At 53.7% G+C, this 17,515-nt stretch carries 9 protein-coding genes; 2 read left to right on the top strand and 7 right to left on the bottom strand.

What is annotated here, in order from left to right; all coding sequences use genetic code 11:
• The first annotated feature begins 18 nt into the window (after positions 1-18).
• Together H1A11_RS14140 and H1A11_RS14135 are read left to right on the top strand one after the other, a co-directional pair.
• Complete coding sequence (locus tag H1A11_RS14140; RefSeq protein ID WP_005830344.1) at positions 19-1,314, top strand: DUF4010 domain-containing protein; 1,296 nt, start codon at positions 19-21, stop codon at positions 1,312-1,314.
• Between the two features lie 150 nt (positions 1,315-1,464).
• On the top strand, positions 1,465-3,996 hold the full coding sequence (locus tag H1A11_RS14135) for a TonB-dependent receptor domain-containing protein (RefSeq protein ID WP_181757360.1): 2,532 nt from the start codon (positions 1,465-1,467) through the stop codon (positions 3,994-3,996).
• 87 nt (positions 3,997-4,083) lie between these two features.
• Here the strand turns inward: H1A11_RS14135 and H1A11_RS14130 are convergent, their stop codons facing one another.
• The 7 genes from H1A11_RS14130 to H1A11_RS14100 all read right to left on the bottom strand — a co-directional run bounded on the left by H1A11_RS14130 (position 4,084) and on the right by H1A11_RS14100 (position 17,504).
• Positions 4,084-5,418 (bottom strand): glucoamylase family protein, encoded by a 1,335-nt coding sequence (locus tag H1A11_RS14130; protein ID WP_181757359.1) that lies wholly within the window; start codon positions 5,416-5,418, stop codon positions 4,084-4,086.
• Between the two features lie 44 nt (positions 5,419-5,462).
• Positions 5,463-6,326, bottom strand: a complete 864-nt coding sequence (locus H1A11_RS14125) for an endonuclease/exonuclease/phosphatase family protein (RefSeq protein WP_008662722.1) — start codon at positions 6,324-6,326, stop codon at positions 5,463-5,465.
• Between the two features lie 39 nt (positions 6,327-6,365).
• Complete coding sequence (gene bglX / locus H1A11_RS14120; protein ID WP_119958055.1) at positions 6,366-8,702, bottom strand: beta-glucosidase BglX; 2,337 nt, start codon at positions 8,700-8,702, stop codon at positions 6,366-6,368.
• Positions 8,703-9,017: 315 nt separating this feature from the next.
• Positions 9,018-10,538 carry a RagB/SusD family nutrient uptake outer membrane protein gene (locus H1A11_RS14115; RefSeq protein WP_009037721.1) on the bottom strand — a complete coding sequence of 507 codons (1,521 nt, stop codon included), beginning with the start codon at positions 10,536-10,538 and terminating at the stop codon, positions 9,018-9,020.
• Between the two features lie 84 nt (positions 10,539-10,622).
• The gene (locus H1A11_RS14110) at positions 10,623-13,658 is read right to left on the bottom strand and encodes a TonB-dependent receptor (RefSeq protein WP_181757358.1); all 3,036 of its coding nucleotides are present in this window, start codon (positions 13,656-13,658) and stop codon (positions 10,623-10,625) included.
• Positions 13,659-13,795: 137 nt separating this feature from the next.
• Entirely contained in the window at positions 13,796-16,087 is a 2,292-nt protein-coding gene (bglX, locus tag H1A11_RS14105; protein ID WP_117964742.1) for a beta-glucosidase BglX, read from the bottom strand.
• A 13-nt stretch (positions 16,088-16,100) separates the two neighbouring features.
• Complete coding sequence (locus tag H1A11_RS14100; RefSeq protein ID WP_255461453.1) at positions 16,101-17,504, bottom strand: glucoamylase family protein; 1,404 nt, start codon at positions 17,502-17,504, stop codon at positions 16,101-16,103.
• Positions 17,505-17,515 lie beyond the last annotated feature (11 nt).

Raw genomic sequence — 17,515 nt, 5'->3', positions numbered from 1 at the left:
CGTACTTGTTTAATCGTCATGGAGAAACTTTACGACTACCTGCCAAGAGAACTGGTCACCTTCCTTTTGGTCACTGTATTCTCTTTACTCATCGGGCTTTCACAGCGTAAAATCAGCTTGAAGCGCGAAGGGGAAACTACGCTTTTCGGTACCGACCGCACCTTCACCTTTATAGGCATTCTGGGCTATCTGCTCTATATCCTCGACCCTACGGGCTATCGTCTGTTCATGGGAGGAGGAGCCATTCTGGGACTGCTGCTCGGACTGAACTATTATGTGAAGCAGTCACAGTACCATGTGTTCGGAGTAACCACCATCATTATTGCACTCATCACCTACTGTATTGCTCCCATTGTGGCCACGCAGCCGTCGTGGTTCTACGTCATGGTCATAGTGACCGTCCTGCTCTTCACCGAGCTGAAACACACCTTCACGGAACTGGCCCAGCGCATGAAGAACGACGAGATGATTACGCTTGCCAAGTTCCTTGCCATCAGCGGCATTATCCTGCCGATGCTGCCCAATGAGAATCTTATTCCCGGCATCAACCTGACGCCATACAGTATTTGGCTGGCCACGGTGGTTGTATCGGGCATTTCCTACCTTTCTTATCTGTTGAAGCGTTACGTTTTCCATGAGTCGGGCATTCTGGTTTCGGGCATCGTGGGAGGCTTGTACAGCAGCACGGCTACCATTTCCGTACTGGCGCGAAAGAGCCGTAAGGCTTCTGTGCAGGATGCTCCCGAATATGTGGCGGCCATGTTGTTGGCGGTCAGCATGATGTTCCTCCGTTTCTTGATATTGATAGGTATTTTCAGCCGGGAGACGCTACTGGCCATTTATCCCTACCTGCTGATAATGTCGGTGGTAACGGCAGCCGTGGCATGGTATCTGCATTCCAAGCGGAAACGGGTGGACGACGGCACGCAGACCACGGAGGACGAGGACAGCAGTAATCCGTTGGAGTTCAAGGTAGCGCTGATTTTTGCCATGCTGTTTGTGGTGTTCACTATCTTGACCCACTATACGCTGGTGTATGCCGGCACGGGTGGACTGAACTTGCTCTCTTTCATTTCGGGGTTCAGTGACATTACTCCTTTCATCCTGAACCTGCTTCAAGGAACGGGCAGTGTGGCGGTGCTGGTGATTACGGCTTGTAGCATGCAGGCTATTGTCAGCAATATAGCGGTAAACATGTGCTACGCGTTATTCTTTGCCGGTGGAAAAAGCCCTTTGCGGCCGTGGATATTGGGGGGATTCGGCTCTGTTATTGCCGCAAATATCTGTCTGTTACTTTTCTTCTATTTTCTCTAAATTGCTTTCTTTTTGCTTTTTTAACTCCGAAAGTCTCGTAAATGCATGAAAAAGGGGCTATTTTTGCCGAATTCATTGTGACAAAACTCGAACGGGAAACGTCTAATACCAAGACAATAAACATGAATAGTCACTAAATATAAAAACGCAATGAGAACAAAATGGACTGTGCTGCTATGGATGCTGATGATTTCGGGACTGCTTGCAGCGCAAAACACGGCAAACACTTCTTTCCAGGTTAAAGGAATTTTGCTCGACTCACTCACCCAGGAAGGTGAACCTTATGCTACCATTAAAATCGTGAAGAAAGAGGCCCCTGCAAAGGCGCTGAAAATGCTGGTAACGGACATGAAAGGCCAGTTCCAGGAGAAAGTACCCGGTACGGGCAACTTCGTGATGACCATCACTTCCGTGGGACGTACTCCCATCGTGAAGGACTTTTCTGTGAAGGCAGGGGAGAAGCTGGTGGACTTCGGTACGCTGTATATCGTAGATGCTTCCAATGAGTTGGGACAAGTGGAGATTGTTGCTCAGAAGCCTCTGGTGAAGGCAGATATCGACAAGATAGAGTACAATGTGCAGGATGACCCTGACGCCCAATCGAACTCCGTGCTGGAAATGCTCCGCAAGGTACCGTTGGTAACGGTGGATGGCGAGGACAATATTCAGGTGAACGGGAGTAGCAGCTTCAAGGTATACGTCAACGGAAAGCCCAACAACATGATGAGCAACAACCCGACGGAAGTGCTGAAAAGTATGCCTGCAAACAGTATCAAGCATATTGAAGTGATAACCAATCCCGGCCCCAAGTATGACGCCGAGGGTGTGGGCGGTATTCTGAACATCGTCACCGTGGGCAGCGGACTCGAAGGCTATACGGCTACGTTCAGTGCCAATGTCAGCAACCGCGGTGCAGGCGGCGGGGCATTCGGTACCATAAAGAGCGGAAAGCTGACCGTCAGCGCCCGCTACAATTACAATTACAACGACCAGCCCCGCAACTACAGCAGCGGCAGCCAGCACGTGACACCGGAAGCTGTTACGGAGAATTCTTCCAATCTGGACTATGACGGCAGCAACAAGGGACACGGTTCTTTCCAGTCGGGCAGCATGGAGGCCAGCTACGAAATAGATACATTACGCTTGGTTACCATGTCTTTCGGACTTTGGGGCGGTGGGAATAAGAGTAACGGCTCTACGGACTACATCGCCACCTTTCCAGAGAACATAAATGCTGCTCCCATTTACAGTTATTCTGCCTTTAACCGCAGCAAGTCTTCCTGGTATTCTATCGACGGAGGTATCGACTACCAGCGTCTGTTCAAGGTCAAGGACCGCATGCTGACGTTCTCCTACAAGATAAACACCCGTCCGCAAACGTCGGATTCCTATACGGAATATGAAATAGACAATGGCTATAACCCCGATTGGGCAGACTATCTGAACCGTTTGAAGAACCAGCATAACGACGGTGAGCAGAATACCACGGAGCATACGTTCCAGGCCGACTATACCACGCCTATCGGCAAGCTGCATACATTGGAGGCAGGTGCCAAGTACATTCTGCGCAACAACTCCTCCGAAGACGACCGTTTTGATGCGGACGATACCGGAAAGTATGAATACAACAAGGACCAGAGTTCACACTACAAGCATTTGAACGATATTATCGCCGCCTATCTGGGATATGGACTGAAGGTGAAGAGACTTTCGGGCCGTTTGGGATTACGCTACGAGCATACCATCCAAGATGTGAAGTATCTGGTGGGCCGCGGCGAGGATTTCACAAAGAACTTTGACGACGTAGTGCCTTCCGCTTCTATCGGCTACAAGCTGACGGATATGTCCAATCTGCGTTTAGGATACAACATGCGTATCTATCGTCCGGGAATCTGGTCTCTGAATCCTTATCTGAATGATACGGACCCCTCCTACATCAGCCAGGGTAATCCGGAGCTGGACAGCGAGAAGAGCCATGCTTTCAACTTGAGTTACAGTAACTTCACACAGAAGTTCAACATCAATATCTCGGCCCGTTACTCGTTTACCAACAACAGTATTGAGAATGTGACAAGGCTCATGCCCGATACGGAGATTGAGGGATTGAAGAATCCCACGGGCAAGGATGTGCTTTATTCTACCTATGCCAACATCGGCAAGACCCGTTATGCCAGTGTGAACGGCTACGTCAACTGGAATGCCACTCCACGTACACGTATCTACATGAACATGAGCGGCAATTACTCTTATCTGGAGGGCAGTGAAGGCATGCGTAACGATGGCTGGAGCCTCTTTGCCTACGGCGGTGCACAGCAGACGCTGCCCCATGACTGGCGCATCAGTCTGAATGTCTTCGGACAGACGCCGTGGATTATGCTGCAAGGTAAGGGCAGCAGCTTCTTTGATTATGGCTTGAGCGTCAACAAGTCCTTCCTGGACAAGCGCCTCACCTTGTCTGCCTTTGCCAGCAACTTCTTCAAGAAGTATATGGACCAAAGCTCCACCACCGAAGGCAGCGGTTTTATACGGGAAAGCAATTATAAGTACAGCCGCCAACGCTTCGGCATAAGCGTCAGCTACCGTATCGGTGAGTTGAAGGCAAACGTGAAAAAGGCTGCGCGCACTATCAGCAATGATGATGTGAAGAGCGGTGGCAGTGGTTCTGGTGGCGGCGGTGAATAGGTTGTAAATACATCCCCTTCTGAAACTTGTACCTCGCTATTCATCAGAGAATACAAGTTTCAGAAGGGGATTTTTTATGATAGTAAGTTACTTGCTGACTGTTGAGAACCCCAACTCCTTCAACCCTTTCTGCACATCCGGATGACTCATGAAGAGCTTCCACAGCAGTCCCGACCGATAATTCTCAATCATGACGGCTATCGGGCCCTGGTCAATGGCGAGGTAGCGCTGCGGATACCAGTTGTCCGTTTCGCTGAAAGCATCGTAGAAGCCATAAGGGCCGAAGACCTTATCTCCCATCTCGTAGAGGTGGCGCATCACTTGCAACGACTGTTCCGGGGTATAGACGATGGATGACAAGGCGGCAGTTGGAGAGATGACTCCCTGGTCGTCGCGTTCGTTGGGAGCGTGGGCGGCATATCCGTTGACGGAGTAGCTGGCTGTCAGTCCCCAGCAGTCGGGCCCGAAACCTTTGTAGTGCTTGGGGTTGCGGACACAGTAGGCACGGTTCACAAGCGTCAGGTTACGCATCTCGTCGAAGTAGTTGGCGCAGTATTCATCCTTCAGCCCGATGGGGTCGAGGCCGAGGAACGAGTATTGTGCCCAGAAGAGCGGTCCGGCTTCTGTGCCTTGATAGCGCAGATGCAACTCGATATTCTCCACTTTATGAGGGTCTACAATGGCCCCGTTCTGCGCCCAGCCCTCGTGATAGACTGCTGCAGGCACGCCGTGGGTAGGCGAGGCGGCGGCAAGGATATACATGATGAGGCATTCGTTGTAACCGTGTACGGGAAAGTTCATTTCCCAACCGTATTCCGGACTCCAGTGCCAATAGAGCACGTTCTGGCCGTTCTGGCGGTAGAAGTTCCAGTTCACTTCGCGCCACAGCTTGTCGATGCGGGCGGCGAGGGCTTGCTCGGCGGGCGAACCGTCGATGTAGTACTGGTGGACGGAGAGCAGCGCCTGCATGATGAAGGCTGTTTCTACCAGGTCGCCGCCATTGTCTTTCTGCCCGAAGGGTTTCACCTTGCCCGTATCGCCATACCACCAGTGTGGGTAGGCACCGTGGAAACGGTCGGCGGTTTCGAGGAAGGAGACGATTTTCTCCATTCGTTCCAGCCCTTCCTGGCGGGTGACATAGCCGCGGTCTATACCGGCAAGTATAGCCATGATGCCGAAGCCGCTTCCACCGGACGTGATTACGTTCTGGTCGTTCTCCGGATAGACACCGTCCATGTGGATGCGTTCGCGTGCCAGTCCGCTGTTGGGCTCGGCACCTTCCCAGAAGTAGTTGAAGGTACGGCGCTGTACGGTGTCCATCAGGGCATCGTCGCTCAGCCGGTCTTCTTTGGCGGCGGGGCTTTTGCATTGCGTGAAACCGAGCAACAGCAGGAACAATAATAAACAGTATTGTATTTTCATTGTACCAATGCTTACTTGTTTTTTTATCATTTACTTATCTATATTCATTGCACGGTCAATTCAACAAGTATAGGACAGTGGTCGGAAAGGTAGCTGTTCTCCGGTTTGTCTTGGATAACGCGGTAGCGGTCTATCTTTGCGCCTTTGGTCACGAAGACATAGTCCAGCAGTACGCGTTCCTCCACCGGCAGACGGCCGAAGTCATGGAAAGACCAGGACGGACCGTAGGTGACGGCAGCTGTCTTTGCGGCATTTTCCATTCCTCCCTTTTCCAGCGTTTGCAGAGGTTCTTCACCGGGCGTACAGTTAAAGTCACCAGTGATGATGGCGGGCATGTCCGGTGCTATCTCCTTGATTTTGTCGAGAATGAGTTGCACGCCCTCTTTGCGGGCTGTCTTTCCGTCGTTGTCCAGATGGGTGTTGAAATATACAAACTTTTGTCCGTTGTTCTTTTCCTGCAGTATCGCCCAGGTGGTGACACGGTTGTAGGAAGCGTCCCAGCCCTTGATGCCGATAGTTTCGGGTTGCTCGCTGAGGGAGAAATTGCCGTATTCCACCAGTGTAAACCGGTCGGTCCGGAAGAATATCGGGCAGTATTCGCCTGCTTCCTTGCCGTCGTCGCGCCCCACACCGAGTGCTGTGTATTGCGGCAGCCCGCGTTTTAGGTCTTCCATTTGGTTGTGAAGCACTTCCTGCATGCCCAGCAAGTCGGGGCTGTAGTAGGCTATCATACGGCAGGCGTCACCCTTGCGGTAATTCCAGTTGTTTACACTGTCCGAAGGAATATCCAGGCGGACATTGAACGTCATCACTTCCAGCGGCTGTCCGTTCTGTGCGGAGGGCTGGCTCTTGCAGCTGCCAAGGAGCAGAATGCTGCAAAAACAAAGGAGTAAAGTAGTATATCTCATGTTTTCTTGTTTTTAGAGTGCAATATTAAATATTTTATTTTATTTCAGTGTCAGTCGGGCTGTCTTTTCTGCCTGGCTGCTGCCACCTATCATCACATCGAAATCTCCCGGCTCGGCCACGTGGTTGAGGTCGTAGTCGTAGAAGCGGAGCAGCTCAGGGGTAATCTTGAAGGATACGGTCTTGCTTTCGCCCGCTTTCAGGAACACCTTTTCAAAGCCTTTCAGCTCGCGTACGGGGCGGGTAATGCTGCCTACGAGGTCGCGGATATAGAGCTGCACGACTTCTGCGCCGTCACGTTTGCCGGTATTGGTCACGGTGACTACGGCAGTGGTGGAGCCATTTTGTCCCATGACCGGGGTACTGAGGGCGATGTCGCTGTACTGGAAAGTGGTGTATGAGAGCCCGTAGCCGAAGGGATACAGCGGTTCATTGTCCACATCCAGATAGTTGCTGCGGAACTTCTCGAACCAATTGCCGGCAGCCAGCGGGCGACCGGTATTCTTGTGGTTGTAGAATAAAGGTATCTGCCCTACGTTCTTCGGGAAAGTCATGGTCAGCTTACCGCTTGGGTTCACGTCACCGAACAGTACGTCGCCGATGGCGTATGCCGCTTCACTGCCACCGAACCATACGTTCAAGATAGCGGGCACATGTTCCTGCTCCCAGGTGAGCGTCAGCGGCCGGCCGGTGAAGAGGGTTAGTACAACGGGCTTTCCGGTCTTCAGCAAGGCCTCCAGCAGGGTGCGTTGCACGTCGGGGATGCCGAGGTCGGTACGGCTCGAGCTTTCACCGCTCATTTCGGAAGACTCGCCCAGGGCGGCTACAATCACGTCGGCACCGGAGGCCACCTTCAAAGCTTCGTCCAGCAGTTCCTTATCCGTACGGTTGTCCCGGCTCAGCGATCGGCCGAATAGGGTGGCGCGTTCCTCGTAGGCTACATCACCGATGAGGTTGCTGCCTTTGGCGTAGGTGATGTTTACCCGGCCGGCTGTCATTTCTTTCAATCCTTCGTACAGAGAGGGATAGTCGTCCAGGCGTGCGGCAACACTCCAGGTACCGGGCATGTTGCTGCGGGTATTGCCCAGGGGGCCGATGACGGCGACGGTGCCTTGCTTCTCCAAAGGAAGGACGGGACGAGAAGACTTCTTGCCTTGTCCCTCAAAAGGTTCGTTTTTCAGCAGCACAAAGCTTTCGGCGGCAATCCGGCGTGCGGCGTCGCGGTGCTCGCGCGTGAAGATGTCGCGTGCGGGACGGCTGAGGTCGCAGTATTTGTAAGGGTCATCGAACAGCCCTAACTTGTATTTCGCTTCAAGGATGCGGCGGCAGGCTGCATCCAGCGTCTTCATGGTTATTTTGCCTTCGGTGAGCGACTTTTTCAACGTGCCCACGAAACCTTCGCTCACCATATCCATGTCCACACCGGCGTTGAGCGCACGAGCGGAAACGGTCTGCAGGTTGCCGATTCCGTGTTCCACCATTTCGGAGATACCGGTAAAGTCGGTCACCACAAAACCGTTGAAGCCCCATTGTTTGCGCAGCACGTTTGTCATCAGCCAGTGGTTGGCGGTGGCGGGCACGCCGTCCACTTCGTTGAAGGAGGCCATCACACTACCCACTCCGGCGCGGACGGCTGCTTCATAGGGGTACATGTATTCGTTGAACATGCGGTTGCGGCTCATGTCTACGGTGTTGTAGTCGCGTCCGGCTTCTCCGGCACCGTACAGTGCGAAGTGCTTGACGCATGCCATGATTTCGTCGTTCCGTGTCAGTTGGTCGTTCAGGTCTTTTCCCTGATACCCCAACACCATGGCACGGGCGATGGCGCCTCCGAGGAACGGGTCTTCGCCCGAACCTTCGGATACACGTCCCCAGCGCGGGTCACGGCTGATGTCTACCATCGGGCTGAAGGTCCATGAGATACCGTCGGCACTGGCTTCTGTAGCGGCTATGCGGGCAGACTGCTTGATGGCTGCCATATTCCACGTGCAGGAGAGGCCGAGGGGGATGGGGAAGATGGTCTCATAGCCATGTATCACATCCATGCCGAACAGCAGGGGGATGCCCAGGCGGGAGTTCTCTACGGCCAGTTTCTGTACGTCGCGTATCTTGGCCACTCCTTTCAGATTGAAAAGCCCTCCCACGAGCCCCTGCTCAATCTTCTTGGCCACGTCGCTGCTCTTTGCCTGACCGGTGGTGATTTCTCCGGTCACGGGCAGGTTGAGCTGGCCGATTTTCTCTTCCACAGTCATCCGGCCCATCAGTGCGTCGATGAAGCGGTCCATGTCCTGCGGAGATTTCTGCGCCTGCACGGTGGCGGTGCCACCTATTAAAGCGGTTGCGAGCAGCAGACTTGTTCTCTTGAAAATTTTCTTCATATTCATATTGAATTAATTGTTTGTAAGTATGTTCCCTTCATTGTTTTTAGATTGCCGTCACTCTATTGCAGTGGCGCTATGACTTCTTTGCAACGGTGCTGCAATATCTCTGCAGTGATACTGCAAACGGTTTGCAGCGCTACTGCAACTGCTTTGCAGCGACACTGCAACTGTTGTGCAGTGCTACTGCAACACCTTTGCAGTGCCACTGCAAAAAGTTTGCAGCTCTTTGCAGTAGCAATGCTTTGATTGCAAGTAAGTTATGAAACAGACCTTTTGCCATTGATTGGGCCGGCTGTTTCCTTTGGCCGGGTATCAATAGTCGGGGTTCTGCACCAGTACTCCGTTCGATTTGTCTATCTCTGTCTGGGGCAGAGGCAGCAGCGCATTCTTGTCTTGGTAATTCTTTCCGGCAGCTTGCAGCACTTCTTTGGCAATGCCCCAGCGCACGAGGTCGTAGAAGCGGTCGGGTTCCAGTGCCAGCTCTACGCGGCGTTCGTGGCGAATAGCGTCACGCAGCACAGACTGGCTGGCAGATTCTACCTTCGGAAGCACGTCTGCCAGTGTGCCGCGGGCATGGGCGCGTACTTGTTCCAGATACCCGGCGGCTTCGCCCGTTAGCCCTTTCTCGTTGGCGGCTTCGGCAGCCATCAGTAACACGTCCGGGTAGCGGATGAGGCGGATGTTTACCCAGAAACCCATGCGGGTGTACTTGCGGCGCAGTGTCGGGTCCGTGTAGGCCTTCTTGTTGAAGTAGGCACCCATGGCGGTGGATACGGGTGACTCGCCATAAGGCTGGTTGGTGTTCTCCGGTGTGATGGGCTCGTCCGTGCTGCGGCGGAAGTAGAGCAATGTGGCGTTCCGGCGCGGGTCGCCCGGTTCAAAAGCTTCTCCCATCAGTTTGGTGGCCATGTGCCAGCCCCATCCCAGGTCCCACTCGCCGGCTCCGCGCACCCCTTGCACCTGGCAGAACTGGCTGCCGATGCTGGCATCCTCTTTCATGGCATCGGTGGCTTCGCATTGCAGTTCGAAGATGCTCTCACCGCAATTCTCCCCTTCTACGGTGAAGACTTTGTCGACCGGTGTATTCAGGTTGTAGATGCCCGACTTTATCACTTCGGTGGAGGCTGTGTACATATTGTCCCAATCGTTCCGCATCATATAGGTGCGTGCGTGCAGGGAGCGTGCGGCGCCCCAGGTCAGCCGTCCCGTATAGTCGCTGTCCCACCGCAGGGGCAGGCATTCTTCGGCTTCGGTCAGGTCTTTGTCAATCTGTTCGTATATCTTTTCCGCCGTGGTCTTGGGCACGTTGGCATCGGAGGCTTCCACTACCTTGATGGTGACCAGCGGCACTTCGCCAAAGGCGCGTACCAGGTTGAAGTAGCACCAGGCACGGAAAAAGAGCGCTTCGCCACGGTTGCGGATGGCTTCGGTGTCGTCCTTGTGTCCGCTCTTCTCAATGTCGTCCAGGATTTCGTTGCACTGGTAGATGATTTTGTAGTTCTGTCCCCAATAGGCACTCAGAGGGCCGTTGGAGGCAGTGTATTCGAAGTCGTCCCACATGGCGGCCTCGTTGCTGCCGTCGCCGGCATCACTGCCTTTCTCGGAGTCCTCGCTGCGCACCATGTGCACCATAAAAGCAGGAATACCGGCAGTGATGTCGTACGAGCGCATCAGGTAGTAGACGTTGAATATCTTCCCGCCTACAAGGGCGTTAGGAGAGTCATCTTCCGTGAACTGCCCCAGCGGGTCGCGGTCCAGGAAGTCGTTGCAGGATGTCAGTGAGAGGGCTGTTGCACCCACCAGCAATGTAAATATGTATTTTATCAGTTTCATAAATTTATATTTTTCATTCCCCGTTTCCTTTGAAGGGGTCGGGGGAGGTTTGAAGTTACTCTTTCTTATTTAGGGGAGAGGCTTTTAGAACGTCAGATTAAATCCGAACGTATAAATCGCCGGCATCGGATAACTGCCGTCGTCCACCCCGAAAGCGATGGCCGATCCGCCCAGTTCCGGGGTATATCCGGTGTTGTGCTTCCAGGTCTTCAGGTTCTGTATGTTCACGTAGAGCTTCAGTGCCTGCATGCCTATCTTCGAAATCAGCGCCTTGTCGAAGTTGTATGCCAGCGACATGTTACGGATGCGGAAGAACGAGCCGTCCTCTATGTAATACTCGGAGTTCAGATTGTTGATGGTATGCTTGGTGTTCAGCAGTGGCTGGGTGTTGCTGGTACCCTCGCCGTGCCAGCGGTCCATGCGTTGCTCCATGAAGTTGAACTGGCTCCAGTTGTAGTTGTCCCACGTGCGGTAAATCTGATTGCCGCCCTGCCCCATCATGTCAACGGCAAGCTCCCAGTTCTTGTAGCCCAGGCCGAGCGTGAAGCCGTAGGTGACATCGGGTGTAGGATTACCAATCATCGTACGGTCTGCCGTGGTGATTTCACCGTCACCGTTCACGTCGCGGAATTTCAGGTCGCCCGGGGTGACGGTTGCCAGTGTGTTCTTGGGAGAGTGCTCAATCTCCTCCTGGGTCTGGTAGACGCCTTCCACCTTGTAGCCGTAGAAGTAGCCGATGGGGTATCCTGCCATTGTGTAGCTCTGCTGCTTGTCTCCGGCTATGATGGAGTAGCCTTCCTGCACGAGGCTCAGTACCTTGTTCTTGATGGTGGCAAGGTTCATACCGATGTTGTAGTTCCAGTCGCCTATCCGGTCGCGCCAGCTCAAGGCAAGCTCTACGCCCGAATTCTCGATGGAGCCGAGGTTTCCGATACCCGGTACGGTGCCCGAGATGCCCGGCACTTCGGCCAGCAGGTCTTTGGTTTTCTTCTTGTAGTACACCCCTTCAAAGTGCAGGCGGTTGCGGAGGAAGTTGGCTTCTGCACCGGCTTCCCAGGCTTCCACCTTCTCCCAGCGCAGTTTGGGGTTGGGCAGGTAGGCAAGCTGGTAGCCCGGATAGATGGCAGACGGGGTACCGAACACGGCGGAGTAGGCATTCGTCAGCAACGGTTCGGCGGGATAGGCACGATCCAGGTTCTGGTTGCCCAGTGTGCCCCATGAGCCTTTCAGTTTCAGCATGTCCAGCCAGGTGATGTCCTTCATCCATGCTTCCTCGCTCATCAGCCAGCCCAGGCCGACGGAGTAGAAGTTCTGCCACTGGTTGCCGGTGTAGGAGAAGGCGGAAGAACCGTCGCGGCGGTAGGAGCCGTTGAACAGGTACTTGCCCTTGTAGTTGTAGAGCACGCGTGCCAGCACGGACACGGTGGAGCGCTCCCACTGCGTACTGCCGTTGGTGGCGGTGGCTGCGTCGCCGATACTTACGTACCATTTGTCGGGATTGTCCGGAATGACCAGGCCTACCCCTTGGGTACGGGCGCCGTTCAGATTCTCGAGCTTGTTGTAGTAGGTGGTGAAACCGGCTGTGGCCGTCACGTTGTGGTCTCCCCAGGAGTTGGTGTAGGTCAGCAGATAGTCGCTCTGTACCTTCATTTCCGTCTCTTTGGCTTGGGACACTCCGGTCTTTCCGTTGCCCAGCGTGGCTATGTCTCCCTCGACGCTTGCGTCATACACTTGTATAATCGGGGTATACGTCCGCGTGTTGTTGCTGGCATAGTCCAGCGAGAACATGGCTTTGAACTGGAAGCTTTTCAGGAAATCCCATTGACCGTACACGTTGCCCGAGCCACGGTAGTTCTCGGCTTTCGTGGTATTCGCCTTTAGGTCCACGTCCACCATCGGGTTGTTCATCTGTGCCTTCTGGAATCCGGGCAGTGAGGTGTAGAGGCCGTACTCGGAGTTGAATACATGCGCCACCGGAGCTGCGCGCAGGGCTGTAGCCACACTCTTCGTGTCGGCGGGCAGCATGCGTGCCCCGTTGAATTGGAAACCTACCTTGAGGTTGTCCGTCACTTTATAGTCGTTGCTGATGTTCAACGTGATTTTGCTGTACTTCTCGTGCTTGATGTTGCCTTGCTCGTAAGCATAGCCCGCACCGAGATAGAAGCTGTTCTTGTCCGAGGCACCCGTGATGCTGATGTTGTTGTTGGTGATGAACCCGGTCTGGAAGATTTCATCCTGCCAGTTGGTGTTTCCCGTCCAGTCCGAGAAGTTGTATTCCGGGTTGCCTTCATTCTTCAACTGTTCGTTGTACAGCAGTTTGAATCCTTCGGCATCCGTCAGTGCAATTTTGTCGGTGACGGACTTGAAACCGAACGAGCCGTTGATATTGACGCGTGTCTGTCCCTCTTTCGCCTTCTTGGTGGTGATGATAATCACACCGTTGGCACCGCGCACACCGAAGATGGCGAGCGACGACGGGTCTTTCAGTATCTCCATGGATTCGATGTCCTGCGGATTCAGGAAGTTGATATTGTCGTTGAACAGTCCGTCCACGACATAGAGTGGCTTGTAGCCGTTGATGGAGTTTGTTCCGCGTACACGGATTTCCGGGTCGGAGCCTGCCTTGCCGGAGTTTATCACCTGCACGCCGGCAATCTTGCCTTGTAGTGCGGATACGGGGTTGACCACCGGCTTGTTGGCGATTTCGTCGCCTTTAATGTTGGTGATGGAGCCCGTAAGGTCTCGCTTCTTGGCGCTGCCATAACCGATGACCACGGTTTCGGCCAGCATCTGCGAGTCGTCTTTCATCTGGACGTTGATTACCGACTGGCTGCCTACCTTGACAGCTTGCTTCACCATGCCTACATAGGAAAAATCCAATGTGTTCTCCGGGGTGGCCTGGATGGAGTACCGGCCGTCTATGTCGGTAATCACGCCATTGGAGGTTCCCTGCACCAATACGGTGGCACCAATCAGTGGGTCACCCAGGGTATCGGTCACGGTGCCGGTTACTGTTTTCTCCTGCGCCGATGCGGCGACACTTGCCAGCAGGCACACCGTCAGAAATAGGTTTTTCAGTCTTCCGATTTTCTTCTTGGGAAGGTTTAGGTTCTTTTTCATTACATTGATTTTTTAGTGGATAAATCATTCAGTTTCTCCTCTGAACAATCAAAATGCAAAAAAGATTTGGTGACGGTGTTAAAAAAGGGCAGCCCGGTTTTCGCGGACTGCCCTCTTACCTAAAAGCAAAACTATACCTATTTCAACTCAAAACTCGTAGTCTTTACATCGCGGCTGTTGGGTCCAATCATTACGTGGAACTCGCCGGGTTCGTATACATACTGTATGTCGTAGTTGTAGAACTTCAGCAATTCGGGGGTAATGGTGAAGGTCACCTGCTTGCTTTCGCCTTTCTTCAGGTGGATGCGCTCGAAGCCTTTCAGCTCTTTCACGGGGCGGGTAATGCTGCCCACCAGGTCGCGGATATAGAGCTGTACGATTTCATCTGCATCGTAGTTGCCCGTATTGGTTACGGTTACGGAAGCGGTCAGCTTGCCGTCCGCATTCAGTTGCTTGGAGCTGAGCGTGATGTCACTGTATTGGAAGGTGGTGTAGCTCAAGCCATAGCCGAAGGGGTACAACGGGTCGTTACTCACATCCAGGTAGTTGCTGCGGAATTTCTCGAACCATTTGCCTTCTTTCAGAGGACGGCCGGTATTCTTGTGATTGTATGCCATAGGCAACTGGCCCACATTCTGTGGGAAAGTGGTGGTCAGCTTACCGCTGGGGCAAACGTCTCCGAACACTACGTCGGCAATGGCGTCGGCAGCTTCACTACCTCCGAACCATACATTCAGGATGGCGGGAACATTTTCATTCTCCCAAGTCAGCACTACGGGACGTCCAGAGAACAATACCAATACTACGGGCTTGCCCGTTTTCAGCAATGCTTCCAGCAGGTGGCGCTGTGCGTCCGGCATTTCCAGTTCGGAACGGCTGCTGCTCTCACCACTCATCTCGGAAGACTCGCCGAGGGCTGCTACGATGACATCGGCTTGTGCGGCTACTTTCAGGGCTTCGTCCAGCAGTTCTTGATCATTGCCACGGGGCAGTTCACGGCCGAACATCGTGGCGCGTGTCTGGTAGTCGGCATCGTACATCAGGTTGCTGCCTTGTGCATAGAGAATGTTGGCCTTGGAGCCGACAGAATTCTTGAAACCTTCCAGCAGGGTGCTGTATTTGTCTGCTGTGGCTGCCACACTCCAAGTGCCCGGCATGTTGGCACGGGTGTTGGCAAGTGGGCCAATCAAGGCGATGTTGCCTTTGCGTTGCAAGGGCAGTAGGTTGTCCTGGTTCTTCAGCAGCACGAATGTCTCTGTGGCAATCTGGCGGGCAATGGAGCGGTGCTCGGGAGTGAATACTTCTTTTTCGGCACGCTTCACGTCGCAGTATTTATACGGATTGGCAAACAGTCCCAGCTTGTATTTGGCTTCTAGGATGCGTCGGCAGGCTTTGTCAATGTCGGCCTCAGTCACTTTGCCTTCTTTCAGGGATTTCTCCAGTGTGCCGATAAATCCGTCGGCTACCATGTCCATGTCTGTTCCGGCGGTCAGGGCACGTGCGGATACTTCCTGCAGGTCGCCGATTCCGTGGTCTATCATTTCGGAGATGGCTGTATAGTCTGTCACCACGAAGCCGTCGAAGCCCCATTGGTTGCGCAGTACGTCGGTCAGCAGCCAGTGGTTGGCAGTGGCGGGTACTCCGTCAATTTCATTGAAGGAGGTCATGGCACTACCTACGCCGGCCTCTATGGCAGCCTTGTAGGGAGGGAAGTATTCGTTGAACATACGGTTGCGGCTCATATCCACCGTGTTGTAGTCGCGGCCGGCCTCTCCGGCGCCATACAGTGCGAAGTGCTTTACGCAAGCCATTATCTCGTTGTTGGCACTCATATCCTTACCTTGATAGCCGCGAATCATGGCTTGTGCAATGGCTGAACCCAGGAATGGGTCTTCACCGTTGCCTTCGGATACGCGTCCCCAACGGGCATCGCGGCAGATGTCTACCATCGGGCTGAATGTCCAGCAGATACCGTCCGCACTTGATTCGATGGCGGCTATACGGGCCGATTTCTCTATGGCTTCCATGTCCCAGCTACACGAGAGTGCCAGGGGAATGGGGAATACCGTTTCGTAACCGTGAATCACGTCCATACCGAACAGCAAGGGGATGCCCAGGCGGCTGTTCTCTACGGCCAGTTTCTGTACTTCGCGGATGTTTTTCACACCTTTCAGGTTGAACAGACCGCCGACTTCACCGTTGCGGATTTTACTGGCAACGTCGCTGCTCTTGGCTTGTCCGGTAACGATGTTTCCCGTCACCGGCAAATTGAGCTGACCGATTTTCTCGTGCAATGTCATTTTGCCCATCAACTCCGTAATGAACTTGTCCATGTCCTGCGGAGTGCCTTGGGATGTGCTTTCTTTGGGCGTTGCCGTCACGGTGAGGGCAGAGAAAGCCAAGGCTGCTAATAATGAGTATTTCTTCATGCTATATAGAAAATTATTTAGATGCGATTTGTTGGAAGCCCAGCTTCTGCAGACCTTCCTGGATTTCGGGACAGCTCATGAAGAGTTTCCACAACAATCCGGTGCGATAGTTCTCGATCATCGGGGCAATGGTGCACTGGTCGATGGCCAGATAGCGGGGCACTGTCCAGTTGCTTGCTTCGGAGAAGGCATCGTAGAAACCGTACTTGCCCCAAATCCAGTCTCCTTTGGAATAGAAATACTTCAGCGCACGCATGGATTCCTCCGGTGTATAGGGGAAGCTGGACAAGGCTGCCGTCGGTGTGATGACGCCATGATCATTGTCACCCGGGCAATGGGCTGCATAGCCTTTGGTAGAGTAGCTGGCTGTAAGTCCCCAGCAGTCCTTGCCGTAGCCTTTGAAGTTCTTCGGGTTCTCCACGCAGTAGCGGTAGTTGGAGAGGGCATGGTTGCGTACCACGTTCCAGTAGTTGGCATAGCGGTCGCTCAGGTTGCGCGGGTCCAGACCGATGTGCGAGTATTGTGCCCAGAACAAGGGACCGCCCAGTTTCTCGGCTCCGTTGTGTTTCAATTCCAAAGGCAGGCCGTAGGGGGCAGAGTCGGACTTGATGCCGCCACCGCGTGCCCAGCCATTGTGGTAGGCCGAAGCCGGAACGGGATAAGTGGGGGAGGAGGCTGCGAGCACATACACAATCAATGCTTCGTTGTAGCCTTCCAGCGGGAAGTTCATTTCCCAATTGTATTCGGGAGACCAGTGCCAGTAGATGACGTCCTTACCATTCTGATACCAGCTGAACTCCATCTCTTTCCACAATTGGTCAATCTTCTCTGCCAGCGCCTTTTCCTGCTCGTTGCCGTCGCGGAAGTATTGGCGTACGCAAAGCAAGCTTTGCATCAGGAAGCAGCTTTCTACCAGGTCTCCGCCATTGTCCTTTTGTCCGAAAGGCTTCACCTCTCCGGTCGGACCGTACAGCCAGTGGGGCCATACGCCGTGGAAGCGGTCGGCGCGTTTCAGATAATCGGCAATTTGGGTCAGGCGCTTCACGCCTTCGGCTCTGGGGATAAAGCCACGCTCTATACCCACCAGCAGACCGGCAACACCGAATCCGCTGCCACCGATGGTGACGACGCTCTGGTCTTTCTCGGGATATTCTCCGTCTAGGTGAATGCGTTCGGGTGCCAGTCCGGAAACCGGTTCCGCACCGTCCCACATGTAGTTCAAATGTACCTTTTGGATGTAATCCAGCATTTCGTCATCCGAAGCGAATGATTCGGGACGTACTTCCTCTATGTCGGGCTTTTCTTCTTTTCCGTTCTCTTTCCCGCTTTCCTTCAGGTCGGAAGAGCAGGACGCGCAGCTTGCCAGTGTGGAAATTAGGAACAAAGCCAGCACATGTATCATTATTGGTTTTTTCATATCTTTATTTT

This window comes from Bacteroides sp. CACC 737 (assembly GCF_013874375.1).
Lineage (GTDB): Bacteria > Bacteroidota > Bacteroidia > Bacteroidales > Bacteroidaceae > Bacteroides > Bacteroides uniformis.
This window is presented reverse-complemented; position numbering and strand designations above follow the sequence as displayed.